At 29.7% G+C, this 26,025-nt stretch carries 20 protein-coding genes, 1 tRNA gene and 1 other RNA gene; 12 read left to right on the forward strand and 10 right to left on the reverse strand.

Features of this window, described 5'->3' with window-relative positions; all coding sequences use genetic code 11:
* Positions 1–36: 36 nt before the first annotated feature.
* A complete protein-coding gene (murA, locus tag M9394_RS01820; protein ID WP_420022146.1) occupies positions 37–1,302 on the forward strand; it encodes a UDP-N-acetylglucosamine 1-carboxyvinyltransferase in 1,266 nt (421 codons plus the stop codon).
* A 293-nt stretch (positions 1,303–1,595) separates the two neighbouring features.
* Here murA and M9394_RS01825 read toward each other — a convergent pair whose 3' ends face one another.
* Positions 1,596–2,969 (reverse strand): Do family serine endopeptidase, encoded by a 1,374-nt coding sequence (locus M9394_RS01825; protein ID WP_250247077.1) that lies wholly within the window; start codon positions 2,967–2,969, stop codon positions 1,596–1,598.
* A gap of 221 nt (positions 2,970–3,190) precedes the next feature.
* Positions 3,191–3,589 carry a Z-ring associated ZapG family protein gene (locus M9394_RS01830; RefSeq protein WP_250247075.1) on the reverse strand — a complete coding sequence of 133 codons (399 nt, stop codon included), beginning with the start codon at positions 3,587–3,589 and terminating at the stop codon, positions 3,191–3,193.
* A gap of 528 nt (positions 3,590–4,117) precedes the next feature.
* On the opposite strand from M9394_RS01830, the gene rplM reads away from it, so the two are divergent.
* Both rplM and rpsI read left to right on the forward strand, forming a co-directional pair.
* Entirely contained in the window at positions 4,118–4,546 is a 429-nt protein-coding gene (gene rplM / locus M9394_RS01835) for a 50S ribosomal protein L13 (RefSeq protein ID WP_250249791.1), read from the forward strand.
* A 27-nt stretch (positions 4,547–4,573) separates the two neighbouring features.
* Positions 4,574–4,972, forward strand: a complete 399-nt coding sequence (gene rpsI / locus M9394_RS01840; protein WP_250247071.1) for a 30S ribosomal protein S9 — start codon at positions 4,574–4,576, stop codon at positions 4,970–4,972.
* Positions 4,973–6,462: 1,490 nt separating this feature from the next.
* Here rpsI and dolP read toward each other — a convergent pair.
* The gene (gene dolP / locus M9394_RS01845) at positions 6,463–7,053 is read right to left on the reverse strand and encodes a division/outer membrane stress-associated lipid-binding lipoprotein (protein ID WP_250247069.1); all 591 of its coding nucleotides are present in this window, start codon (positions 7,051–7,053) and stop codon (positions 6,463–6,465) included.
* Between the two features lie 581 nt (positions 7,054–7,634).
* Here dolP and rsmI point away from each other — a divergent pair.
* The 3 genes from rsmI to M9394_RS01860 all read left to right on the forward strand — a co-directional run bounded on the left by rsmI (position 7,635) and on the right by M9394_RS01860 (position 10,086).
* Positions 7,635–8,531, forward strand: coding sequence for a 16S rRNA (cytidine(1402)-2'-O)-methyltransferase (rsmI, locus tag M9394_RS01850; RefSeq protein ID WP_250250243.1), 897 nt, complete (start codon positions 7,635–7,637; stop codon positions 8,529–8,531).
* 23 nt (positions 8,532–8,554) lie between these two features.
* Positions 8,555–8,959, forward strand: an RNA gene (gene rnpB, locus M9394_RS01855) — RNase P RNA component class A.
* 560 nt (positions 8,960–9,519) lie between these two features.
* Complete coding sequence (locus M9394_RS01860; RefSeq protein ID WP_250247068.1) at positions 9,520–10,086, forward strand: DedA family protein; 567 nt, start codon at positions 9,520–9,522, stop codon at positions 10,084–10,086.
* A gap of 168 nt (positions 10,087–10,254) precedes the next feature.
* On the opposite strand, the gene M9394_RS01865 is transcribed toward M9394_RS01860, so the two are convergent.
* The 4 genes from M9394_RS01865 to rpsU all read right to left on the reverse strand — a co-directional run bounded on the left by M9394_RS01865 (position 10,255) and on the right by rpsU (position 14,788).
* A tRNA-Ile gene (locus M9394_RS01865) sits at positions 10,255–10,329 on the reverse strand.
* Between the two features lie 328 nt (positions 10,330–10,657).
* Entirely contained in the window at positions 10,658–12,493 is a 1,836-nt protein-coding gene (rpoD, locus tag M9394_RS01870; protein WP_250247067.1) for an RNA polymerase sigma factor RpoD, read from the reverse strand.
* A 173-nt stretch (positions 12,494–12,666) separates the two neighbouring features.
* Positions 12,667–14,412 carry a DNA primase gene (gene dnaG / locus M9394_RS01875; RefSeq protein ID WP_250250245.1) on the reverse strand — a complete coding sequence of 582 codons (1,746 nt, stop codon included), beginning with the start codon at positions 14,410–14,412 and terminating at the stop codon, positions 12,667–12,669.
* A gap of 160 nt (positions 14,413–14,572) precedes the next feature.
* Positions 14,573–14,788: a 30S ribosomal protein S21 gene (rpsU, locus tag M9394_RS01880; protein WP_011282611.1), complete on the reverse strand. Its 216-nt coding sequence runs from the start codon at positions 14,786–14,788 to the stop codon at positions 14,573–14,575.
* Between the two features lie 163 nt (positions 14,789–14,951).
* Here rpsU and tsaD point away from each other — a divergent pair, with 163 nt between their 5' ends.
* A complete protein-coding gene (gene tsaD, locus M9394_RS01885; protein WP_250247066.1) occupies positions 14,952–15,977 on the forward strand; it encodes a tRNA (adenosine(37)-N6)-threonylcarbamoyltransferase complex transferase subunit TsaD in 1,026 nt (341 codons plus the stop codon).
* A gap of 25 nt (positions 15,978–16,002) precedes the next feature.
* Here tsaD and plsY read toward each other — a convergent pair whose 3' ends face one another.
* On the reverse strand, positions 16,003–16,590 hold the full coding sequence (gene plsY / locus M9394_RS01890; protein WP_250249793.1) for a glycerol-3-phosphate 1-O-acyltransferase PlsY: 588 nt from the start codon (positions 16,588–16,590) through the stop codon (positions 16,003–16,005).
* Between the two features lie 120 nt (positions 16,591–16,710).
* Between plsY and M9394_RS01895 the strand changes: the two genes are divergently transcribed.
* Both M9394_RS01895 and uppP read left to right on the forward strand, forming a co-directional pair.
* A complete protein-coding gene (locus M9394_RS01895) occupies positions 16,711–17,094 on the forward strand; it encodes a dihydroneopterin aldolase (RefSeq protein WP_250249795.1) in 384 nt (127 codons plus the stop codon).
* A gap of 99 nt (positions 17,095–17,193) precedes the next feature.
* The gene (uppP, locus tag M9394_RS01900) at positions 17,194–18,078 is read left to right on the forward strand and encodes an undecaprenyl-diphosphatase UppP (RefSeq protein WP_250249796.1); all 885 of its coding nucleotides are present in this window, start codon (positions 17,194–17,196) and stop codon (positions 18,076–18,078) included.
* Positions 18,079–18,347: 269 nt separating this feature from the next.
* Here uppP and M9394_RS01905 read toward each other — a convergent pair whose 3' ends face one another.
* Positions 18,348–19,574: a tRNA CCA-pyrophosphorylase gene (locus M9394_RS01905; protein WP_250247058.1), complete on the reverse strand. Its 1,227-nt coding sequence runs from the start codon at positions 19,572–19,574 to the stop codon at positions 18,348–18,350.
* Between the two features lie 448 nt (positions 19,575–20,022).
* Here M9394_RS01905 and hldE point away from each other — a divergent pair, with 448 nt between their 5' ends.
* From hldE to M9394_RS01920, 3 genes are all read left to right on the forward strand, one after another.
* The gene (gene hldE / locus M9394_RS01910; protein WP_250247057.1) at positions 20,023–21,459 is read left to right on the forward strand and encodes a bifunctional D-glycero-beta-D-manno-heptose-7-phosphate kinase/D-glycero-beta-D-manno-heptose 1-phosphate adenylyltransferase HldE; all 1,437 of its coding nucleotides are present in this window, start codon (positions 20,023–20,025) and stop codon (positions 21,457–21,459) included.
* An 857-nt stretch (positions 21,460–22,316) separates the two neighbouring features.
* Positions 22,317–22,964, forward strand: coding sequence for a 3,4-dihydroxy-2-butanone-4-phosphate synthase (ribB, locus tag M9394_RS01915; RefSeq protein WP_250250247.1), 648 nt, complete (start codon positions 22,317–22,319; stop codon positions 22,962–22,964).
* A 329-nt stretch (positions 22,965–23,293) separates the two neighbouring features.
* On the forward strand, positions 23,294–24,052 hold the full coding sequence (locus tag M9394_RS01920; protein ID WP_250247055.1) for a 1-acylglycerol-3-phosphate O-acyltransferase: 759 nt from the start codon (positions 23,294–23,296) through the stop codon (positions 24,050–24,052).
* A gap of 161 nt (positions 24,053–24,213) precedes the next feature.
* Here the strand turns inward: M9394_RS01920 and metC are convergent, their stop codons facing one another.
* The gene (gene metC / locus M9394_RS01925) at positions 24,214–25,401 is read right to left on the reverse strand and encodes a cystathionine beta-lyase (protein WP_250247054.1); all 1,188 of its coding nucleotides are present in this window, start codon (positions 25,399–25,401) and stop codon (positions 24,214–24,216) included.
* Between the last annotated feature and the right edge of the window lie 624 nt (positions 25,402–26,025).

Genomic DNA, 26,025 nt, shown 5'->3' on the forward strand with positions numbered 1-26,025 from the left:
TTAATATGAATTAATTATAATGATTAATATTAGGTCATGACAGTGGATAGATTTTATATTCATGGTCCTACTCCTTTAAGTGGTGAAGTGAGTATATCAGGTGCTAAAAATTCTGCATTACCAATTTTGTTTGCTACGTTATTAACGGAAGAACCGGTAGAAATTTTTAATGTGCCTAAATTAAAAGATATTGATGTTACCATAAAATTGTTAACACAACTTGGAGCAAAAGTGGATCATTGCGATGTAGTTTTTGTAGATACTAGCAGTGTCAACACGTGCTGTGCATCTTATGATCTAGTTAAATCCATGCGTGCTTCCATTTGGGCATTAGGACCATTAGTAGCACGGTTTGGAGAAGGTAAAATTTGGCTACCTGGAGGATGTTCAATTGGGAAAAGATCAGTAGATTTACATGTTAACGGTTTAGAGCAGTTGGGGGCAACAATTATCTTAGAAGAAGAGTATGTTACAGCTTCTGTGAATGGACGATTGCATGGTGCTCATATTATTATGGATAAAATTAGTGTTGGAGCTACGGTTACTATCATGAGTGCTGCTGCATTAGCAGAGGGAGTTACTATAATTGATAACGCTGCTCGCGAACCAGAGATTGTTGATACTGCTAATTTTCTTATTATGTTAGGGACTAACATTAATGGAGCTGGAAGTAATAGAATTACTATCGAAGGGGCTCAAAAATTAGGAGGGGGAAAGTATTCAATTATGCCAGATCGCATTGAAACTGGTACCTTTTTAGTTGCTGCCGCTGTTTCACGTACAAATGTAGTATGTTTGGGGTCTCGTCCGGATACGTTACGTTTTGTGATAAAAAAATTACGTGAATCTGGAGCTGATATTAATATGGGTAAAGATTGGATCGGTTTGAACATGCATGGGAAAAGACCTAAAGCTGTTACTGTATGTACTAATCCATATCCAGGGTTTCCTACTGATATGCAAGCACAGTTTACTTTATTAAATATAGTCTCCAAAGGAACGGGAAAAATTATAGAAACTATATTTGAAAATAGGTTTATGCACGTACCAGAACTTGTTCGTATGGGAGCTCGTATTAAAATATTAAACAATATGATTGTTTGTCATGGTGTTGACTCATTAACTGGCACTCAAGTCATGGCAACGGACTTGCGGGCTTCTGCAAGTCTAGTATTAGCTGGTTGTATTGCTGAAGGATTGACAATAGTGGATTGTGTATATCATATTGATCGAGGATATGATCATATTGAGAAAAAGTTAAAAAATATGGGAGCTCATATAAAACGAGTTACTAATAAATAACCTTGTTATCATGTATGTAATAATTTTTAATTGCGATGATTTCCAGTGATATTCTCAGAAGATATATTTCTTAGTTAATTAATTATACCAAATAATCATAATTTATTTTGATATGTATTAAAAATACGATTTATGATAATTTTTAAAATACTAACTAGAATTATTCATATATTTATGATATTTAATTTTTAATGTGTTGAAATATTAATTTTTCATTGAAATGATTTCATGAAGTATAAGTTTATTATTATTATTATTTTTTAGCTGTGTCGTGGTTTAAAATAGGGTAAAAATTAACGAAGTAGTAAGAATATATTTGTATCTCCACGCATAATATTAAGCGCTATAACTGATGGTTTTTCGTTTAAAATTTTACGTAATTGAGATAAATTGTGTACTTTCGTACGATTTAGTCCGACAATTATGTCGCCTTTTTGTAGACCAATAGAGTAAGCTGGAGAATCTTTTACTACGTCTTCAACCTGCACTCCTTTTGTTCCATCTTTTAAATATCCATTACTGAGAGAAGCTCCTTGTAATGCTGGAGTTAACATTTCCTCGCTGGTACTCACAGAGGTGCTATCATCTAATAGAACTGACACTGTTTGTATTTTTCCATCTCGTAATAATCCTAGTTTTATAATTTTACCTGGAGTAGTAGTACCTATTTTCACCCTTAATTCTGCAAAATTTTTTATTGGTTTTCCTTCTATGGATACAATAATATCCCCCGCTTTAATATTTGCTTTAGCGGCTGCAGTACCCGGTAGTACCTCGCTAACAAATGCACCGCGTTGCGCATCAATATTAAGTGCTTTAGCAATATCAGCGGTCAATTCTGTGCCTTTTATTCCTAATTGACCTCGTTTTACTTCTCCAAATTCAATTAATTGTTGGCTTAAATTTTTCACAATGTTGCTAGGAATAGCAAAACCAATACCAATATTTCCTCCTCCAGGCGCTAAAATAGCAGTATTAATTCCAATTAATTCTCCATGTAAGTTTACTAGAGCCCCTCCAGAATTTCCTCTATTTATGGAGGCATCAGTTTGTATAAAATTTTCTAATCCTTCAAGGTTTAAACCACTTCTTCCTAATGCTGATATAATACCAGAAGTTGCTGTTTGACCTAATCCAAAAGGATTGCCAATCGCAACAGCAAAATCACCAACTTTTAAAATATCAGAATCAGCCATTTTTATTTCAGAGAGATTTTTAAATTTTAATAATTGAAGTAATGCTAAGTCAGTTTGTTCATCATGTCCTACCAGTTTAGCGTTAAATTCGCGACCATCATTAAGTTGTATTTTAATTTTATCTGCACCATTGACAACATGGTTATTGGTAATAATGTAGCCTTTGTTAGCGTTAATAATCACTCCTGATCCTAGTCCTTCGAATGGTCTAGATCCAAAATTTCCTCCAGGGATATCTGGTCCAAAAAAATATTTAAATTCTTTAGGCAGTGTAAGTCTTCTCGCAGGTTGAATACCTTCAACATGCACGCTTACTACTGCTGGCAGTACTGTATCTAACATGGGCGCTAAACTCGGTAAGAGTCCCGACATTTCTGTAGAAAATGTTGTATGATTTATAGAAGATTCAGCATATGAAATTCCCAATGTGAATAATATACTTAATATTTTTAGGAAATGTGTTATCTTCATAGGTAATTAATTTAATTAGTTACATTATAATCAAGAATAATATTGTTTTTAAAAATGTTCATAGAGTCTTAATGACTAAAATTCGAATTTATATTGTATTTTTGATAACTTTTAATGTCCACAATAGATTTAGGCAGATGAATTGCCTATATTGCAGATTATTATACTATGCATAGTATAATAAGACGCTGAATAATTTATATAAACTAAAAAAGTTTCTATTATTTATTATCATGATTTTTTATTGTATTTTCCGTATTACTGGAGTAATCTAACGGCGCTTCTATTGGTAATTGTTCGTTTTGTATGGTTGTTTTTTTTGTATTAAATGTGTGTATGTTATCTTGCATATCTGTATTTGGTAAAAAAAAATTAGCGCTTCTTTTGACGTTATGATATAGGTGACGGTAATCATCTTCTATTTTGTTTAATAATTTTATAGTGTAAATAAAGTGATTACTTAATTCTTTTTGGTATTCATTTAGTTTAATTTTTTTGTTTTGTAATTCGTTATATAAAGTTTTTTGATCATGTAGTAAATAGCGTGCTTTATAATACATTATAAATGCTCCTATAATAATTCCAATTATTAAGCTTGCGAATATACATATCCATATCATGATAATACTCCTAAATTTATTTTATTTATGTGTTTATTTTTTGTATGTTGACTGATTGATATATAATTTTTTGCATATGTTTATATGTTATCGTATAATAGTTTAAGTGATCAGTATCCAATCACCGATTAGTTAAGATGCGCGTTATTCAGTACAATTTTATTCTACTTAATTTTCTTTATCAATAAGTATTTGTATAGAATGCTATGAAGTAAGTAAATAGATAGAGGTTTTAGTAATATTTTTAAAATAAATATTTGGTTAATTTTAAAAATGAAATAATGCTAAACCGTCTTTTAGTTATATCAATTATTTGTTTTGATTGATATCTATATATTATAGAATAAGAATATTGTATGAAGTAAATACTAACGTATACTTATTTTAGATTCGAAGATGTTAGAGAAATTTGATTTGAATAGCGGTACGCGCGCCTTACATCAATCAGATATCTTATTTTATATTTATTAATTACTTTATATTTAGTCAATATGATTAAATTTTTATATTGAGTTGGGTTTTATCTTTATGAAAACTTTTATGGCAAAATCACATGTAATTAGGAGAACATGGCATATTATTGATGCTAAGAATAAAATACTTGGTCGTTTATCTACCATGATTTCTAGATATTTAATTGGTAAGCATAAGATAGAATATACTCCTCATGTCGATATTGGAGATTATGTTATTGTTTTAAATGCAAAAGAGGTATCTGTAAGTGGCCATAAACGTGATGATAAAATATATTATCATCATACTGGATATATTGGAGGTATTAAGCAATTAAATTTTAAAAGGATGATAAATAGATATCCTGAAAAGGTGATTGAAATTGCAGTAAAGGGTATGTTACCTAAAGGCCCCTTAGGTAGGATAATGTACTCCAGACTTAGAGTGTATTCAGGAAATGTACATGCGCATGCTGCTCAAGAACCTCAATTTATAGATTGTTAATGAAGAAAAAGAGATGGAAAATAAAGTATGAATTTAAATCAATATTATGGCACTGGACGACGAAAAACTGCTTCTGCTCGAGTGTTTATTAAGTCTGGGATAAGTAATGGAAGAGTTATTATAAATAAACGTACATTAGATCAATATTTTCCTAGAAACAATACACAGTCAATTATTATTAGGCCTTTGAAAATTACTAATTTATTAGATAAATTAGATATATATATTACTGTAAAAGGAGGAGGTATATCTGGTCAGGCTGGCGCGATATGTCATGGCATGGCACGTGCATTATTGCGGTATGATGAGAAATTACGGGGTGTATTGCGATCAGTTGGGTTAGTTACTAGGGACTCTAGAGAAGTAGAAAGAAAAAAGGTGGGTTTACGTAAAGCACGAAGGCGTCCTCAGTTTTCTAAGCGTTAATATTTGCTTTATAACATATGTATTAGCTGGTATTAGCTCAACAATTATGTATAAAATTATTATCAAGAATAAAAAATTATAATAAGTATTAGATGTAATTAATTTACGGGTGTGATGTGGTTGATGATTAAAGTGGAGACATTATATTTTTATTGCGTTATATCAAAATTTGAGTGCATTGAACAAGTATTGGTTACAATTGGTAGATGCGTATTTCTTAGAGAAGATTAGTAGAAATCTATTTTTATTTTTTTATTCATTATTTTTAGGATTGTAGCTCAAATTTAAAGATAGGCATAATATTTACACTGATTTAACTAACTACTTTCATAATTAAACACGAAAAAAAGAATCTCGATCAAAAAAGTAGTTAGTTAAATCGCGGATACTATACTTTTTCGATGTTTATTTGAGAATAATTTAAAACGATTAGTAATAAGGATATGTTTATCACAGGATAATACATCCTTTATTATAATTGTTGTTTTATATGAAATTTTCATTATTTAGATATATTATATAATTTATAATGGTTTTTTAATAGGGGTTACATGGGTAATCATGTGATTTTACTTGATACAACAAGTAACTATTGTTTTGTTCATACAGACGAAATTATTTTTGATGCGACAATATACGATGTTTTTAGTGAAAATTAGAATTAGTTTAATTTAAATATAAGGAGAAGACACATTTTCATCATAAAAGATGTGATTTATATAATTTATAGAGAAGTCTCAACAATATCGCTTATATTTATTTAATTTGATGTATAGGGTGATATTATCAAAAATTTTTAATGGTATCTTTAATTTTTATTTAATTAATTAGACGAATTATATTCATTTAGTATGAATTTATGTATTTTGTTATCATTGATTATATGTAGTAACTGTATGTAATTATTGTATAAATTGGTATTTAGGAAGTGAGAGTTTATTCATAGTGTATCATTTTAACTATTATTAGTTTAATAAATTTAATAATTGTATTATTATTCCACAAGGACATTATTTTTTTAAATTAGATATTTTATTAGATTGTTAAAATATATTCTCAAGAATTGATTATGGGTGTAAATGAAATCACAATATAAAATTCAAAAGATTTGAAGTTTATTGATAAAAGTATAGTTATGTTGTATATTTGTAAGTGCATTTAAAATCAAGCAAACTTATAGATGTATAAGTTAAGTATATTTATTAATTTTTTGTGTAATATGTTCTTCAATTAAAGTCGTTTTATAATTTTATCTCTGAGTCTTAGCGAACAATAGCTATTATTAAATATAGTAGGGATTAAAATATTATTTTTGTATGTAGTATTGAATGGGAATAAAGTAAAAGGTGGCTAAACCTAATAATAATATTATGAGAGTAGATATTTACATATAATATTTGTAGGTGTTATCTACGTGTAGGCTCATGTAAAAAGTTTTAAGGATATGATAGTAGATAGTATAATGTACGATCTTATAATTACGCTAAATTTTAAGAAGTATAGGAAAAAGCGGTAAATACATTTTTTACTCCGGCTATTGCATGTGCTGTTTTTTCAGCGCATTTACTTTCTTCGTGAGTAACTTGTCCCAAAAGGAATACTTCTTTATTCTCTGTAATTATTTTAATATTGGAAGCATGTATATCGCTTTTTATGAAGAAGTTTAAGCGTATTTGAGTACTAATCCAAGTATCTGTAAGAATAGATTGTATGCATATTGGTTTATCTTGACGAATTGCGTTGTAAATATTCTTTGTTCCATTAATTTTCATTACTATTTTTATCGCTTCTTCAGCGAAAGACATAGAAGGAGTTTGTCCAGTCAATAACACATTACCTTGGTATACAGTGTTTTTTATTCTTGTTGATTGTTTAATATGTTTGTTTTTTTTAAGAGCATGAGCGATATGATTTTCTAAGATATTATCATCCAATTGCGTGCCTATAGTACGAGGATCGTTCCATGCTGTAGTTATAAATGCAGCAGTTCCAATAGTTAACATACCTGAACAACAAGCTTGCAACGCTAATATAGAAAATAAAATTAATAATATCTGCGATATATGACATGAAATATTCATGTGCACGCACTCATGTATTCGAAACCGAAAATATAATACTAATGTTAGTTTTTATCAGGTTTGTGAATAGATTTGTTTTAAATACACTGTTTTGAGATATAGAGCTAGTAATAGTAATTATGTCATAGACATAGTCTAATATAATCATTAAAGTATATGTAAAAGTTATAATATTTTTGAAAAATTCTTTTTAATGTTTAATCATATTTATAATTTGTTTTTAGAGTATACCATATTAATAGAGGATTTCGTTGAAAAATTGTGTTATTATTAAAAATAGTTGTCATTTAATGTTGTCAAATACATCAAAAATATATTTTGAAAGCTGCAAACTAGAAATATATTAGAATTTTTCAACAAAAATGAGATTAGTTCATTAAATTTAATACTATTTATCTGGTATATTTGTAGTGTAATTTAGTTACAACAGATAATGGGGTGAGTTATTTGTATTTTTATAAAAATTCCATATTAGAATGATAAATTAGTATGTTAAAGCTTTTAGTAAAGAATGTGGAGATATTTTTTGTTTATTTTATAAGTATGAGATCTATTGTAGTAGATGTTGATATGTGAAGAATATGCTGCCATCAATACCCAATTTTGTATCTGCATTGTATATAGTACCGACTCCTATTGGAAATTTACAAGACATTACGTGTCGAGCTTTATCAGTATTACGTCAAGTAGATTGTATTGCGGCAGAGGATACACGTCGTACTCGTATATTATTGGATTTTTTTTCTATTCATACATCTTTATATATATTACATCAATACAATGAATACAAAAGAATACCAATGTTAATCTCAAAGCTACAAGGAGGATTGAGTATTGCTTTGGTTTCTGATGCGGGTACTCCATTGATTAATGACCCAGGATATTGCTTAGTGAAATCTTGTCAGAAATTAAAAATTCGAGTTATTCCTTTGCCTGGACCATGTGCTGCTATTACTGCATTGTGTGGATCTGGTTTACCATCGGATCGTTTTTGTTTTGAAGGTTTTTTACCACATAAACATAAATTACGCGTAGATCGTTTACGAGATTTATCAGAAGAATCACGTACGTTAATTTTTTATGATGTAAAACATCGGATAATAGATACTTTGAAAGATATGGTTAGTGTTTTTGGGTTAGATCGTTATGTTGTGTTAGCTCGAGAATTAACTAAAATATGGGAATCTATTTATGGAGCTCCTGTTGGTCAATTATTATCTTGGGTACGAAAAGATCGTTCCCGGATTCAGGGAGAAATAGTTTTAGTTGTAGCAGGAAATTGTTTGAAAAAGAATGAATTGTCCCCAAAAATACTTCAGGTCATGCGATTATTAGCATCTGAATTACCTGTAAAAAGAGCTGCAATTTTAGCAGGATACATATATGGTGTGAAAAAGAATATTCTTTATAAGAAGTATCTAGATGAAAAATTAAATAAAATTAACGATGAGATGTCATTGATTGATGACATAGCATAGAAAAAATGGTTATAATACTTCGAGGAGTTAGCTAGACAATCGCTGCTTTTTTGTGTTTACAGCGATTATATAGTTTCTGTAATTACAAATGAAGGGGAGGAAAGTCCGGGCTCCATAGGGCAGAGTGCCAGGTAACACCTGGGGGATACAATCTACGACAAGTGCAACAGAAAGAAAACCGCCGATAATTATTTTTACAATGTGTTATAGAAAATAATATGGGTAAGGGTGAAAAGGCGTGGTAAGAGCACACCATCCGAATTGGTAACAGTTCGTGTTATGTAAACTCCACTCGGAGCAAGGCTAAATAGAAGTTCAACAGTATGGTCCGTACTGAACTTGGGTAAGCTGCTGAAACTAGTGTGTGAATGCTAGTTTAGATGAATGATTGTCCGAGACAGAACCCGGCTTATCGGCTGACTCCTTTTAAAATATTTTAAATATAATCAATCGTGTATGTTGTTGTTATTATGATTCATAATAATAGACATTTTTAATATTGTATATTTAAATAATGTTTCTGCAGAGAAGATTATCAAAAATTATATTTAGATGGTAATGTAAAATTACATGTAATAATTCATAAGTTGTTGATCTTAGTATATTTTATGAGAAATGGTTGTTGTTTTTTTTAGATAGATATGTTTTAAAACTAAATTTAATAAGAATATAATAATGTATTATGTATCATAATACATTATTATATAAAAAGATATAAATAAATATCAACATTATCTGTTGATATGCGCTATAAAAAATTATAGATTGGTTGTTTTATAACGATTTTTCCGAAAAAAATTAAGCATTATAGTAATTAATTAGAAATTATTCATTTTGAAATGGAATTAGAGTGTTCTTTTAGATTCTAATGAAATAGTATATTTAAACTGTTTAAGGAAAAGTCATTTAATTAGGGTAAATTTGTTTATATAAATTATATTTATTTGAAATAATTAGATATTTTGTGCGCTATGGAATTCAGTAGGTAATGAATATTTTAAAAGAATTACTAAACGTAGTTTTATGGCAAAACAATATTATGTTTTTTCCTAATGTGAGATTAGCATTAGCTATTTATTCGTTAGCATTTCTTATTCTTTTTTTGGAGAATGCTATTATTCCGGCTGTTTTTTTACCTGGAGATAGTTTGTTAGTGATATTAGGAGTATTGGTCGCAAAAGGTGTTTTAAACTTTACTATTACTTTAGGAATTTTAACAATAGCTGTAAGCTTAGGAAGTTGGATGAGTTATTTACAAGGTAAGTTTTTGGAGAATAACAAAATTTTAAAACGTTGGCTATCTCTGTTACCTAATAAATTTTATCAAAGAGCTAATTATATGATTCATAGGCATGGATTGTCCGCTCTTTTTATTGGTCGCTTTATAGCATTTGTGCGAACAGTTTTACCTATTATTGCAGGAATATCTGGATTAAGTTCCTTTCGTTTTCAATTATTCAATTGGATTAGTTCGTTTTTGTGGGTGTTTATATTTATTGTGTTAGGTTTTTTTTTAGAACGACTAGAATTTTTTCATATATATTATAATATGTAATAAAAAATTAATTATCATCAATAATAAGAGAAATGTAGATTTTATATTTTTGATAACAAGAATGCCCATGTGTATTATTGGGTACGTGTTTGTTTATTAATAATAAAACGTTAGATTTTTGACTGAAGAATAAATGATTCTTTTTAAAATACTTTAAAATATAAGGAATGGCCCCTGCTGGATTTGAACCAGCGACCAAGCGATTATGAGTCGCCTGCTCTAACCAATCTGAGCTAAGGGGCCTGGATGACTTTCATGATGACATAAAGAGCATTCACATTATATTGATAATCTCATCTCATGTACATAATAACTTGTTTCATTTATTAAATAAAATATTATGTATCAAAATACATAACATATATAATATAATATTTTTTATTAATTTTAATCTTTTTACATTATATGATTTTTATTTATTGATGTTTTTGATTATTATAATGTATATCATATTTTACAATAAAAAGAATTGTTATTTTTGATGTTATGTATTGAATAATGTATATATCAAACTATATATGGTATCATGATTATAAAGAAACGAGTAATCATGCTTTTAGATTATATTTACTTAATCATCTAAAAAGCTTCGCAATATTTCAGATCGACTAGGATGACGTAGTTTTCTTAAAGCTTTTGCCTCTATTTGACGAATACGTTCACGAGTTACATCAAATTGTTTACCCACTTCTTCTAGAGTATGATCAGTATTCATATCAATACCAAATCGCATACGCAATACTTTAGCTTCTCTTGGAGTCAATCCGGCAAGTATATCGTGAGTAGCAGTACGTAAATTATCTGAAGTTGCTGAATCTAAAGGTAAATCATGATTAGTATCTTCAATAAAATCCCCAAGATGAGAATCTTCATCATCTCCTACAGGAGTTTCCATAGAAATAGGTTCTTTAGCAATTTTTAACACTTTTCTAATTTTATCTTCTGACATAAGCATACGCTCTGCTAATTCTTCTGGTGTTGGTTCATGTCCTATTTCTTGTAGCATTTGTCGAGAAACTCGGTTAAGTTTATTAATAGTTTCTATCATATGAACTGGGATTCGGATAGTACGTGCTTGATCGGCTATCGATCTAGTAATTGCTTGACGAATCCACCAAGTAGCGTAAGTGGAAAATTTATAACCACGACGATACTCAAATTTATCTACGGCTTTCATTAAACCAATATTACCTTCTTGTATTAAATCTAAAAATTGTAATCCTCTATTTGTATATTTTTTGGCAATAGATATAACTAAACGAAGATTAGCTTCAACCATTTCTTTTTTAGCTCTTCGAGCTTTAGCTTCTCCAATAGACATACGACGATTAATATCTTTCACTTGTTCTATTGTTAGTCCTGTTTCTTTTTCAATTTGATGTAATTTTGATAAACTATTTTGTACATCTTCATCAACTTTATATAATTTTTCTGACCATGATGTGTGCATAGATAAAGCCGTATTAAACCATGTTTTATTGGTTTGGTTTCCTGAAAATAACGCTATGAAATTTTTTTTTGGCATTTTACTAATTTCGACACATAATTTCATAATTAATCGTTCTTGTTTACGTACTCGTTCCATCATAGAGCGCATATTGTTAACTAAATAATCAAATTGCTTTGGCACTAATCTAAATTGTTTAAATATTTCAGAGAGCTTCAAAATTTCTTTTGATGATTTAACGTGATTTCGTCCATTATATTTAATCGTTTTACGTGTTATTTCATACTGATCACGTAGTGCTGTAAATTTTATATAAGCTATTTCTGGATCAATGTTATTTTCATCATTATTTTCTTCTTCATCGTCATCAGATATTGATTCAGTCGTAACTTCAGCAGTTATGTGATTGATGTTTGTGTGTATTGATATATTTTCATGTATATCAGGATCTACAAAACCCGTAATTAAATCTGAAAGGCGTGTTTCACCAGTTTCTACGCGTTTGTATTGTTCTAAAAGATAAGTAATTGCTTCTGGATATTCAGAAACTGAACATTGTACTTGATTTATTCCGTCTTCAATTCTTTTAGCAATATCTATTTCACCTTCTCGTGTTAATAATTCTACAGTACCCATTTCTCGCATATACATTCGTACTGGATCAGTTGTCCTACCTAACTCTGAGTCAACGTTAGTCAATGCTTGCACAGCTGCTTCTGTTGCATCTTCTTCATCATTAGTAGAATTAGTGTGTTCGATTAATAAAAACTCGTCGGAATTAGGGGCTTCTTCCATGACTTGAATACCCATATCATTCATCATTTGGATTATATTTTCGATTTGTCCAGGATCCACGATGTCTTCTGGCAAATGATCATTAACTTCAGAAAAAGTTAAGTATCCTTGTTCTTTCCCGAGTGTGACGAGTAACTTAAGTTGTGATTGTGGGTTATGTTCCATAAAATACTCCCACGTTTCAAAATAATATTTATATTTAAAAGTTTAATAGTGGTGTAATGCCCCATCTATCGATGATATCTAGTAAATTGTTACAAAAATAATTTCATTCAGGAGGTATCTTCATGATTGTTTTCATTAGTGACATTAAATCCAAAGAGTTTGTAATTTTTATATTAATGTTTCGATAATGTTTGATTTAATAACCATAATTCTTGACGTTCTTGCGTTGTTAGACCAAATGTACGATCATGAGCAATAAGTAGCTCTTGGCGTTTTTCAAGAGTCAGATTATATAATCTGGTCAAAGCATCAATAAAAGTAATCTCTATCATATCATTTGTAATTAAATGATTCCAATATGCTAGTGATTCAAGTTTTGAAAAAAATTTATTTCCACGATAATGTTCTAATAATTGCGCAGAAGTTGATATTGGATATGTTTTGCATATTTGAATTAAATCAATAAACATTACAATATCATCCTGTTTCAATTGTTCCAATCCTTGTACACTTGGTACTAATTTAGAAAGTCGTGGATTTTGTATTAATAACCCTACCAATACACGCCCTATGTTGTTATTTATACAACATCTGTTTATTTTATTAGCATATGTAATAGGTTTTTTTGTGAGTAATTGACTTAATTTATTATCATCTAGAATCCCTATTTTGTTGCCTAATTGTTGCAGTAAACATAATTTCAGTGTTTGCCCTGGAATTTTTTTTAGTATAGGTAATATCAGACTACTTAATTTAACTCGACCTGATAATGTTTGTAAATTTGTTTTTTTTGATAATGTTTCAAATAAAAAATTTGATAAATCTTGTGTTTGAGTTAACTTTTTTAAAAAGTTGTCTTTTCCTATTTTACGTATTAATGTATCTGGATCTTCTCCATGAGGCAAAAATGCGAAATGTATTTGACGTTCATCAGTAAGATACGGTAGAGCGGTATTTAATGTACGCCAAGCAGCTTTTTTGCCAGCATAATCGCCATCATAACAACAAATGATTTGATCAGTAATACTATACAACAATCGAATATGATTATCAGTAGTAGAAGTTCCTAAAGCAGCAACTGCATAATTAATGCCAAATTGCGTTAACGTGATAACATCAATATAACCTTCTACTAAAAGTATGCAAGAGAGATTTTTGTGTTTCATACGCGCTTCGTATAAGCCGTATAAATGCTGACTTTTTTTGAAAATTTCGGTATCTGGTGAATTTAAATACTTGGGTATTTTTTTTTGAGTAATAACACGACCTCCGAACGCCACAATTCTTCCTGCTATATCTCGTATAGGAAACATCAATCGGTCACGAAAGCGATCATATTTATATTTTTTTGTATTATTACTAATTAACATGCCTGCTTGGTCAAGTAGTTTTTGATCGTATAATGTAAGACTAAATTTTTGTATTATATTATTCCATCTGGGCGGAGCAAATCCAATATTGAAATCATCAATGGTTTTGGTATTTAATCCGCGATTTTTCAAATATTTGTAAGCGTATAAATATTCTTTTTGGGTTAAAACACTTTTATAGTATGCGCATAATTTATTCATTAACTGATATAAGTTATTTTTTCGATAATTATTGTGCTCACAAACGTTTGGGTTTTTCTCTATTGAGATGCCGTGCATGATCGATAGTTCTTTGATAGCTTCAATAAATGTAAGTCGATCATAATGCATCAAAAAATCTATCACATTTCCATGTGATCCACAGCTGAAGCAATAATAGAACTGTTTTTCGATATTAACAGTAAATGATGGATGTTTTTCAGTATGAAATGGACAACAGGCTACAAAATTGTTTCCTTGTCTTTTCAAAGGAACGCGTTGATTAATTAAATCAACAATATTAGTACGTGATATCAATTCATTAATTACTGTATTTGAGATTCGGGTAATTGTCTCTCCTTAGCTCATGTTATTGAGAACAGATAACATAATTATTATCATCATGGATAATTAAATGTCATATATGTAACTAAATGCGCTTTGGTATTTTATAATTAGAAAAATAAGTTTTTATTGTTTAATTTCTGCACATGAAAAACCATAAGCTTATTTAATACAAGCGAATACGTCTTAAATTTTCTCGAGATAGTTTTTTTATATGACGTTTAATAGCCGATGCTTTGGCTCGTTTACGTTCTGTAGTTGGTTTTTCATAAAATTCTCTACGACGTACTTCAGATAAAATTCCTGATTTTTCACAAGATCTTTTAAAACGACGCAACGCTACATCAAATGATTCGTTTTCACGCACTTTAATTATTGGCATATATCTGTCTCTATTATTTAAATATTTTGATTGAGGATTATTGTTATTAATATTATATAAATAACTATATTTTTACTATTTTGTAATATAACATTAAATATTATGACGTGAAATATAAATAGTGTGAGTATTTTGTAATTGTCAATCGAATATGGAGTATTATATGCGTGTTTTAGGTATTGAAACTTCATGTGATGAAACAGGTGTAGCAATTTATGATCAACATAAAGGATTATTAGTTAATGAAATATACAGTCAAAATGATTTGCATGCTGATTATGGCGGGGTTGTTCCTGAATTAGCTGCGCGTGATCATGTACGAAAAATAGTTCCTTTAATTTTATGCACATTAGATCGAGCTCGTTTAAAGCCAAAAAATATCAATGGAATAGCATACACTGCTGGGCCTGGATTGATGGGTGCTTTATTGGTCGGAGCAACTGTTGCTAGAACACTTGCATATGCTTGGAAAATACCCGCTATTGATATTCATCATATGGAAGCGCATTTATTAGCACCAATGTTAGAAAAAAAAGTGCCTACTTTTCCATTTATAGCATTATTAGTATCTGGCGGACACACTCAACTTGTGTCTGCAAGCAATATAGGGGAATATAAAATATTAGGAGAATCTATTGATGATGCTGTTGGAGAAGTGTTTGATAAGATTGCTATATTATTAGGATTGAAATATCCTGGAGGAGCTTTATTATCAAAAATGGCTCAGCAGGGTATTTCGAAGCGTTATGTATTTCCTCGCCCTATGACTGATCGCCCCGGTTTGAATTTTAGTTTTTCTGGATTAAAAACTTTTACGGTAAATACTATTATGTCAAATTCTCATGATGCTCAAACTTATGCTGATATTGCACGTGCGTTTGAAGATGCAATTATTGAAACATTAGCAATCAAATGTCGCCGTGCCTTGAATCAAACTGGATTAAAATGTTTAGTGATATCCGGAGGTGTTAGTGCTAACCGTGCGTTAAGGTCGTATCTTTTGAAGATGATGTATACCTTACAAGGAAGCTTGTTTTACCCTAGATCGGAGTTTTGTACAGATAATGGTGCAATGGTGGCTTACGCTGGATTAATTAGACTAAAGGCTGGGTTATTTAGTGATTTACCAATTTTAGTAAGACCACGCTGGTCATTAGAAGATCTTCCACGAATAAAGAAATCATTATAATTTACGTATTAGTAATATTTTTATGTTAATTACGCCAAATACGGGTTTCTTTGTGATGCCATAATCGTTTAATATTAGCTCCATGCTTTATTACAACTAAAGAAGATATTATGATTGTTGGAAGTAAATATTGAGATTGAAAATACCAAGCATAACAAGGTATAATGAACGCAGTAACGATGGCTCCCAGTGAGGAATATCCAAAAGATAGCACAGTCAATGCCCAGGAACTGATCATGACTATGGAAAGATTAAGGTCTATGGTTGTAAGGACTCCAAATGCGGTAGCTACACCTTTTCCTCCATAAAATTTAAAAAATATGGGATACATGTGTCCCAGACAGGAAAAAACAGCCGTGGCTCCTAAAAAAATAGGTGAAATTTTTAAATGATATCCTAACCACATTGGAATTGCTCCTTTTAATATATCAAAACAAATTACACTAATTGCAATTTTAAGACCTGCGATGCGTAAAATATTAGTAGCACCGGGATTTTTAGAGCCAAAATTTCTTGGGTCTGGAAAACGTAATATTTTACATATTAAAATAGCGCTAGATACTGACCCTAAAAAATAAGCAAATATCGTTATTAGAATAGAAAAAAAAATCATAATAATTAATTCATTGAGATTAAATAACAATTATTACATATATTTTATATATATATGTGTGTATATTAAACAGTCAATATCATTTAAATAAATAATTTTTTATGTAATTGAATATAATATATGACGGATATCTTATTTATCGAGCGACTGACAGTCATGGCGTATATCGGTATAAATGATTGGGAAAAAAATTGTTTGCAAAAATTAATTTTTGATTTGCAATTATCATGTAATACTGAATTTTTTGCAGATCATCAAAGTATGGTGCCTTATATTGATTATACTCATGTAAATCAAGTCATACTTAGTTTAGTGAGCCAGAAACGTTTTTACTTAATAGAAGATGTTGCGAATTTAATAGCAAACACATTAATAAAAAAATTTTGTATTTACTGGGTTCGTGTAAAAGTGAATAAACCTGGTGCAATTCATAATGCTTTTAATGTTGGTATATGTGTTGAACGAAAGAATAAAATGCTTCTCAAGTATTTAAAAAAGAGTTAGTTTCTTGAGAAGTGTATGGATGTATTTGTAAAATAAGAAAAATTTTTAAATAAGTATAATTATTCCTACATATTATGAGTGAGTAACTTGGCAGTGCATATGTCAATGATTTATATTGCGTTAAATATTATAGTTTATGTTATTGATTTTGGATCATTAATATTAAATGTACGTAAATTAGCTGTTTCATTGATCTTGGGAATAGTAGAAGGTTTGACAGAATTTCTTCCTATTTCTTCAACCGGGCATATGATATTAGTAGAAAATGTTTTAAATTGCATGGATGATTCGGTCATAGCTTTTACTGTGATTATTCAATTAGGTGCTATTTTGTCTATAACAAAAATTTTTTGGAATCAATTATATGGTATGAGTATGATTTGTATAAAAAAAATGTTTTTTAAACAACATGATGATACCAATCATTTATGTATTAGGCATATATTTTTAGGAACGTTTCCTGGAATAATGTTAGGTATGATTTTTTATGAAAAAATTGGATTGATTTTTGAGTTAACATATATTATGTATGGATTGATAATTGGAGGAATTTTTTTATTAGTTGGAGAATTATGTGTATCCAAAGAACCACGTGTATCAGATATCAATAGTATAACTTATTTGCAAGCTTTTTTAATAGGGTGTTTTCAATGTTTAGCTTTTTGGCCGGGATTTTCTCGTGCTGGTGCTACTATCGGGGGCGGATTAGTAGTTGGGCTTAATCGGCGTATATCATCAGAGTTTTCATTTTTTTTAGCGGTGCCTATTATATTTGGTTCTGCGGTATTAACCTTATATCATAATAGATCTTGTATTGGTTTCATGGATGCTTTGTTATTGATAGTGGGTAGTGCCATAGCATTTTTTATAGCATTATTTACTGTAAGATATTTTTTGAAAATAGTTCAAAATGTTTCTTTAATTCCTTTTGCTATATATCGATTTTTATTAGCAGGGGGTATTTATTGGGGGTTAATGACATGATTTACATTAATGTGTTTGATCAAAATTTAAAATTATTAGATATTGGTATTGGTTAATGCGCTTTGTATTTGAGTATTAAATAGTAGAATTACTGTTATAAGGATAATGTATTGTTGTGATTCATATAAAAGCATTACTTTTTTGTATATAAATTTAATACCATTAAAAGTAGCCACTATATGTTTTTGTAGTTTGTTTTTAGTTGTGCGTGTTTGCTTTAAGTTATTTGATTGTTTATAGTGTTTTTGAAATTTTGTATATACATATTTTTATATTTGTTTATTTTTCCATGAATTTAAAGCATGTAAACGTCTGGCGTATAATTCCTTACTTATGTTTGATCCGGTGAATCCATCTTTAATAATGTCTGCAGTGGAAATTTTTTTAGTAACGGTAAAGGCTGTACGTAACAAATTTTCTTGGTTACGAGAATAATTGTTATAATTCTCCCATCTTATTGTATCGGATTGACCAACCAAAATAATTTGATCTATTCTTCTTGGGCGGCGCCAACAATCAAAAACATGAAATAAGGTCATTAGCATTTCAGGTTTCAATATTTTTACATTATATAAATAGTCGTGATATTCTAAAATAATTTTTGAAAAATTACGAATTTCATGTGGTATTTTGAATCTATTGCATAAATCGTGAATTAAAGTAATCCCTAATTTTCTATGATCATGATGTTTGATATCTTTGTTTTTTTTATTGAGAGGGATTCCTTTTCCTAAATCACGACATAGAACAGAAAAACGTACATTGATATCATCTGTTAAATAAGCAGCTTTGGAAAGTGTTGTCATGGTATAACAACCAGTGTTAATTTTTGTGCAATACTGGGTTGAAGTAGGTATATCAAATAATGCATCTAATTCAGGAAATAAAATTTTTAAGGCTCCGCAATGCCGTAAGACTGTAAAATATACTTGTGGATTATTTGTAATCAAAGCTTTTTTTGTTTCTGTCCATATACGTTCTGGAGATAGAGATAGTAATTCATGAATCATTTGTTTCATTAAAATTAGTGTTTCTGAAGCTATAGTAAAATTCATATGTGCGAATCGCGCAGCAAAGCGAGCGACTCTTAATACTCGTAGGGGGTCTTCATAAAATGTATGAGAAACATGCCGTAACAGTCGTAATTCTATATCTCGTTGTCCGTGATATGGATCTACAAGATTTCCGTGTGAGTCATAAGCCATAGCATTAATAGTTAAATCTCTACGATACAGATCTTCTTCAATAGTAATTGAAGGGGCTGTATGACAAGTAAACCCAGTATATCCTCGGCCAGATTTTCTTTCAGTACGTGCCAATGCATATTCTTCATGGCTTTCTGGGTGTAAGAATACCGGAAAATCTTTTCCGACTTGTTCATATCCTATATTTAACATTTCTTGAGGACTAGATCCTACTACTACCCAATCTTTTTCTTGAACTGGTAGTTTTAGTAATGTGTCTCGTACGGCGCCACCTACTAAATATGTTTCCATTGAGCAATTCTCAATCAAATGATTGTATATTAAAATGCTACTGATTAATTAAAAATAAAACTATTTTATATAGAATAAAATTTTAAAAATAAAATATAGTGATTTTTTTATTTTTATTAATTATATTAAATAAAAATTTTTAAACAATTATTTTGGTAGTAATAAATCAAGTCAATTAATTAAGATACATCAAGTTATATATAGTACAGATAATTTCACACATAGAGCATTAATATGGTCTGAACTCTAAGACAGAATATTATTCTTAATTTTTTGAAAATATAAATTAAGTTGTATTTTAAACAGCGTTATAAATGTACTAGGGTTGTTTGTATTATGATTTTGATTACTTACAAAATAATTTAATATGTTAATAATTTTAATTATTATTATAATAATATATAACTGATTATGTTTTTATTTGTTCAAGATGTTTATTGGGTAAATTATGACTGTTATTTTTCCAAATTTTTCTAAATCGAGTGTATTAATTGTAGGGGATGTTATGTTAGACCGATATTGGTATGGGTCTACCGATAAGATTTCCCCAGAAGCACCTGTTCCAATTGTTAAGATCGATAAAGTTATAGATCGACCAGGTGGAGCTGCCAATGTTGCAATGAATATTGCTTCTTTAGGTGCTCGATCGAGAGTATTAGGATTAACTGGAGTTGATGAAGCAGCTAAAATTCTAAAAAAGCAACTTAACGAATCAAATATAAAATGGAATTTTATCTCAGTTAGAACATGTCCTACTATAATTAAATTACGAGTAATGTCACGTAATCAACAAATTATTAGATTAGATTTTGAGCAATATTTTAATAATGTTGATACTACGAAATTACTTAAACAAGTTGAATTGTATTTACCAAAATATAAGGTATTAGTATTGTCTGATTATGCCAAGGGTTCTTTAAACTGCGTAGAAGAGATTATTAAATTGGCACGTTATATGAATGTACCGGTTATCGTAGACCCTAAAGGTATACAATTTTCTCGTTATAAAGGCGCTACTTTATTAACTCCTAATATATCAGAATTTGAATCGATAGTAGGATCTTGTCGTAATGAAAAAACTTTGATAAATCGAGCTCAAGAAATTATAATTGATTACGATTTATCGGCTTTATTGATTACACGCTCTGAAAGGGGTATGACTTTATGCACACGATATGCAGCCCCGTTATATTTTTCAACTCAGACAAAGGAAGTATACAATGTAACTGGTGCTGGGGATACAGTAGTTGGTGTGCTGTCAGCAGCATTGTCTTCTGGTAAAAGTTTGGAAAAAGCATGTTTTTTAGCTAATTTGGCCGCTAGCGCGGTAATAAAAAAATCTGGGACTTCTACTAGCAATGTAACTGAAATGAAAAATATCATGAATAGCCATCATATATGTACTACTTTGCCTGTCGGTATATTAGATGAGAAAACGTTAAAACAGATAATATCTGTAGTTCGTAATAGAGGCGAAAAAATAGTCATGACTAATGGTGTCTTCGATATATTGCATTCTGGCCATGTAAGTTATTTGACTAATGCTAAAAAACTTGGAGACAGATTAATTGTGGCCGTAAACAGTGATGGCTCAACGAGACGTTTAAAAGGTAAAACAAGACCTATAAATACTTTAAAACAACGTATGTTTATATTGGCTGCTCTAGCAGTCGTAGATTGGGTAGTGCCTTTTTATGAGGATACACCCTCAAGATTAGTTGCATACTTATCTCCAGATTTTTTGGTAAAAGGCGGTGATTATCATGTATGTGATATCGAGGGAAGCCAAGGAGTGCTGAATAGTGGAGGGACAGTGCGTGTATTAAATTTTCAAACTGGTTGTTCTAGCAGTAATATTATTAATGCTATTAAACGTAAAAATTAAAAAGAATGTAAGGTAATTTATTATGAATATGTATTTTTAGTATGATATTAAAATATAGTGAATATTTAAGGTAGAGGATGCGCGTACGAGTGTGACAATGCTCGTACATGGGTAAGCCGTAAATGTATTGATGTGATATAGAAGTCAATATAAGTATTCTATTTATGACAATGTAGTTAAAAGAGAATTGTTTTATCCATATTATTAATATGGCTGATGATTTTAATTTATGTTTATATTGGTTTGTAATATTTTATAATTTTTTATAATTGTTTCGTTTTTATTGTAGTTTGTAATAATATTATGTAGGTACATAAAATTATTTTGATTCTCCATAATTCGTATTTACACATCTAATATTATAATAATTTTGAGATATTTCTATGTAAATTATATGTAATATTTTAAATAATGTTTGGAATAAATGCATATGAATGACATCAAATTTTTTGATTTTTAAAATTAACATATCAATGTTATTAATTATTTTTAATATATGTAGTATATCTCATAATAAATAGTGTTTTTATATAAATTTTTGATTTATTAATACATATCAGGTGTGACATGTTTTGCATATATAGTGTCTATGTATACAGAGTAAAGATGGTTTAGTGCACACAAGACAAGCTATATTTAATTGTAAAAATATGAATTTGACAGCGGTTATCAGTATGATTTTATGAAGATGAATTGATAGTAATCTGAATACTAGTGGCAATAGTCTAAATGAGGGATGGAGATATAGATTTTAATCGAATATACGTATATTCGATTAATAAAATTGTACTTTTGTTTGTAGTTTGATCGCATTCTTATTGCAATAAATTATGGTATTTAGTGAGGATTTAGTTATCATGCAGCGGAGGAATGTTTTATCTGAATTTGGATCGCCTGTAGAGCGTGTCCAAAATGCGTTAAAAGCATTACGCAATGGACGGGGTATTTTGGTAATGGATGACGAAAATCGTGAGAATGAAGGTGATATGATATTTGCCGCGGAAAACATGACAGTTGAACAAATGGCATTAGCTATTCGTTATGGCAGTGGAATAGTGTGTTTATGCTTGACAGAGGATCGATGTAAACAATTAAATTTAACAATGATGGTGGAGAATAATAGTAATCGTTATAGAACTGCTTTTACTGTTACTATAGAAGCAGCAAAAGGTGTAACTACCGGGGTTTCGGCTGCAGATCGATTAACTACTATTAGAGCGTCTATAGAAGATAATGCAAAGCCTTCTGACTTAAATCGACCTGGGCATGTGTTTCCCTTACGCGCTCAAAATGGGGGAGTATTAGCTCGTTTTGGTCATACAGAAGCAGCTATTGATTTAACCTCATTAGCTGGATTAGGACCATTTGGGGTATTATGTGAAGTGACAAATGAAGATGGAAGTATGGCACGTATATTAGAAATAATTTCGTTTGCGCATAGACACAGAATGCCAGTTTTAACTATTTCAGATTTGATAACTTATCGTATTCATATGACTGAATGAAAATTATTGCCCATTAAGTAATAAAGTTTTAAGAATATTTTAAATATATTACATAAAGAAATTATTTAATTGATTACTATCAATAATCATTATGTTTCATGCTGTAGTTTTTGAATATATTTCAATAACATATTTACATGACAACATTTTATGTGAATAAAATTTAGTTATCTTAATCGGGACAGTGTTTTTGACTGAAATTATTATAATTTAATAATTGTTCTGACAATATTAACTATAAGAAATGATGTTGTCTGACTAAACATAAATACAATGATTACATAATTTTTATAATAACAAGTTCCTAGCGATATGTTCAAGGAGAAAATATGCTTGCCATTATACGTATTATTTTGGTCTTGGTATTGTCAATTAATATTTGTATATTTGGTATTATTTATTGTTTATTAAGACCGCGTCAGTCATACCACACTGCGCTTTTTGGTCGATTGTTTGGAAGTATGGCTCCTATCTTTGGTATTCAACTTAAAATACGAAATTTATCAAGTAATCAATTACCGAGACATTGTATATATATTGCGAATCATCAAAATAATTACGACATGATCACAGTATCTTGTGTTGTGAAGCCCCGTACAATAATAGTAGGTAAAAAAAATTTACTGTGGATTCCATTATTTGGGCAACTATATTGGTTATGTGGAAATATATTAATTAATCGTAATGAAAATACTCGGTCTCATAATATTTTAATACAAAAGGCTAAATCTGTTAAAACGCACGATATTTCTATTTGGGTTTTTCCTGAAGGCACACGTAGTGCCGGTAGGGGGTTGTTACCGTTTAAAATTGGTGCGTTTCATGCTGCAATTGCAGCTCAAATACCAATTGTACCTGTTTGTGTTTCTAATATTTCTAATAAAAAAATAAAATTAAATCGTTGGTCTAATGGTTTAGTGATTATTGAAGTTATGCCTCCTATAGAAACTCAAAAATACGAACCTAATAAAGTACGTGACATGACTAAATATTGTTACGAGGTTATGAAAGTGAAAATTGATTCATTAAATAAAGAAGTAATTGAATACGAAACACAGATATCTCGATCATTAAAAACACATGTATAAAATAATTTTTAACTGTATTGGAGTTGGATACGATTTTTAATTGTTTGTTAGTTTGCATGTGTAAAAATTACGGGTACGTGTACAAATATTATTGATTAAATATTTTTTTAATTAATGTATAAAGATAAAAACATTTTTGAATATCGAAGTTATTTATATCACTATACATTTATGCGGTTAAGAGCATCTGATAAATCATGAATCAAATCACTAGGGTGTTCTAATCCCACATGAATTCGTACTAATGTTCCTGTAAAATCTAATGTACCGGAGGGACGTATAGGGCGTAGTTCTTCTATTTGATTAACTAAAATCAAAGATTCAAATCCGCCCCAGGAATACGCAATTTTAAAGTATTTAAAATGATTAATAAAATTAGATAATTGTAAATCATTTAAACGTTTCTTTAGAATAAATGAAAATAATCCACTAGATCCACTAAAATCTCTTATAAAGTATTTATGTCCTTTGCATGCAGATAAAGCGGGATGATTGACTCGTTCTATTGCTGGGTGTTGAGCTAGCCAATGAGCAACATGTAGTCCATTCTCTTCATGTTGTTTTAATCTAACATATAAAGTTCGTAATCCACGTGATGCCATGTAAGCGGTATCAGCATCAACCATTTGCCCCATTAAATAAGATTGTTCTTGTAATTGATCCCAACAACGTGCATTAGAAACCGCAGTTCCTATCATTCCATCAGAATGGCCTATGATATATTTAGTACCTGATTGTAGAGAAACATCTACTCCGATATCTAATGCTTTAAAAAAGACTCCTGCTGACCAAGTATTGTCTAATAATATGATAATGTCTGATTTTTTTTTACGTACTGCTTGAACGATGCTAGGAACATTTTGTACCTCCATCGTTATTGACCCTGGTGATTCTAATATAACTAAGCGAGTATTATGTCGAATTAAATTAGAAATATTATTTCCAATTAATGGATCAAACCAGGTAGTGTCTATATTCATTCTTTTTAAAACATATCGACAGAATTTCTGAGTTGGTTCATATGCAGATCCTGTCATTAATATATGGTCTCCTGGTTGAACAAAAGAAAGGATCGTATGAGTAATTGCTGCTGTACCACATGGATATAGCACGCAACCAACACCATTTTCTAATTCAGTCATTGATTGGCGTAGGGAAAAATGGGTAATAGTTCCATATCGACCATAAAATAATTTATCAGTCGTACTATGATTGTTCACGGCTTGCTGTTTTTGCTGAATAGAATTGAATACTACTGAAGATGTTCGCTGGATGATAGGATTAATTGCGCCGTATGTATATTTCTGATCCCTTCCAGAAGTAATTAATGTAGTTTCAAATTTTCTCATGGTTATTGTATTGAATGGACTAATAATAAAAACTGAATGTATTTGATTATGTTATATAATAAACATTATATTTTTTGGTATTATTTTAGTATGTTCATATGGATTTTGTTGAATCAAAATTGAATATAATAATAACTTCATATTTCACTAATTCTAATGGATCTACATGGCGATGTCTAGTATTTAGTGCCTTACAGCATATGTTAATTTCAATTTTTAATTTTATAATAATGATAATCTATAGATAAGGGCCTATGCATGAAGATGTTTTAATACATGATGTGAATGGGTATTATTTTTTTGAAATTATTTAATTACCATACCTCTACTTGATATTAGAGGTATGGTAATTTTTTTAAAAGAAATTAAAAGGATTTAAAATGGTAAGTATGGAGTATAATTTTTTGTATTATAGAAAAGTTATTTTTTAAATAAAAATTATTTGTTTAACATCAGTGGTTATTCAATATTATATAATGCATTACATACAATGTCTAAATTTACTTAGATCGTCGTTACACCAATTTTATTTATTATAGTCCTTTAATGTACATTAAATTTAATGGGCATTGACTATGTTAGTTTTTGTAAGCAATGAAAATTGTTATGAGTATGTATCGGAAT

Origin of the sequence: Candidatus Blochmanniella camponoti (assembly GCF_023585825.1) — a bacterium.
GTDB lineage: Bacteria > Pseudomonadota > Gammaproteobacteria > Enterobacterales > Enterobacteriaceae > Blochmanniella > Blochmanniella camponoti.

What these genes read in the sequence shown, in the direction of transcription:
- M9394_RS01830 (WP_250247075.1), bottom strand. Translation starts at nt 3,589, where the DNA reads ATGATATGGATATGTATATTCGCAAGCTTAATAATTGGAATTATTATA.
- rplM (WP_250249791.1), top strand. Translation starts at nt 4,118, where the DNA reads ATGAAAACTTTTATGGCAAAATCACATGTAATTAGGAGAACATGGCAT.
- ribB (WP_250250247.1), top strand. Translation starts at nt 22,317, where the DNA reads ATGCAGCGGAGGAATGTTTTATCTGAATTTGGATCGCCTGTAGAGCGT.
- rsmI (WP_250250243.1), top strand. Translation starts at nt 7,635, where the DNA reads ATGCTGCCATCAATACCCAATTTTGTATCTGCATTGTATATAGTACCG.
- hldE (WP_250247057.1), top strand. Translation starts at nt 20,023, where the DNA reads ATGACTGTTATTTTTCCAAATTTTTCTAAATCGAGTGTATTAATTGTA.
- rpsI (WP_250247071.1), top strand. Translation starts at nt 4,574, where the DNA reads ATGAATTTAAATCAATATTATGGCACTGGACGACGAAAAACTGCTTCT.
- rpsU (WP_011282611.1), bottom strand. Translation starts at nt 14,788, where the DNA reads ATGCCAATAATTAAAGTGCGTGAAAACGAATCATTTGATGTAGCGTTG.
- plsY (WP_250249793.1), bottom strand. Translation starts at nt 16,590, where the DNA reads ATGATTTTTTTTTCTATTCTAATAACGATATTTGCTTATTTTTTAGGG.
- M9394_RS01825 (WP_250247077.1), bottom strand. Translation starts at nt 2,969, where the DNA reads ATGAAGATAACACATTTCCTAAAAATATTAAGTATATTATTCACATTG.
- metC (WP_250247054.1), bottom strand. Translation starts at nt 25,401, where the DNA reads ATGAGAAAATTTGAAACTACATTAATTACTTCTGGAAGGGATCAGAAA.
- M9394_RS01895 (WP_250249795.1), top strand. Translation starts at nt 16,711, where the DNA reads ATGACGGATATCTTATTTATCGAGCGACTGACAGTCATGGCGTATATC.
- rpoD (WP_250247067.1), bottom strand. Translation starts at nt 12,493, where the DNA reads ATGGAACATAACCCACAATCACAACTTAAGTTACTCGTCACACTCGGG.
- murA (WP_420022146.1), top strand. Translation starts at nt 37, where the DNA reads ATGACAGTGGATAGATTTTATATTCATGGTCCTACTCCTTTAAGTGGT.
- tsaD (WP_250247066.1), top strand. Translation starts at nt 14,952, where the DNA reads ATGCGTGTTTTAGGTATTGAAACTTCATGTGATGAAACAGGTGTAGCA.
- dolP (WP_250247069.1), bottom strand. Translation starts at nt 7,053, where the DNA reads ATGAATATTTCATGTCATATATCGCAGATATTATTAATTTTATTTTCT.
- uppP (WP_250249796.1), top strand. Translation starts at nt 17,194, where the DNA reads ATGTCAATGATTTATATTGCGTTAAATATTATAGTTTATGTTATTGAT.
- M9394_RS01860 (WP_250247068.1), top strand. Translation starts at nt 9,520, where the DNA reads ATGAATATTTTAAAAGAATTACTAAACGTAGTTTTATGGCAAAACAAT.
- M9394_RS01920 (WP_250247055.1), top strand. Translation starts at nt 23,294, where the DNA reads ATGCTTGCCATTATACGTATTATTTTGGTCTTGGTATTGTCAATTAAT.
- M9394_RS01905 (WP_250247058.1), bottom strand. Translation starts at nt 19,574, where the DNA reads ATGGAAACATATTTAGTAGGTGGCGCCGTACGAGACACATTACTAAAA.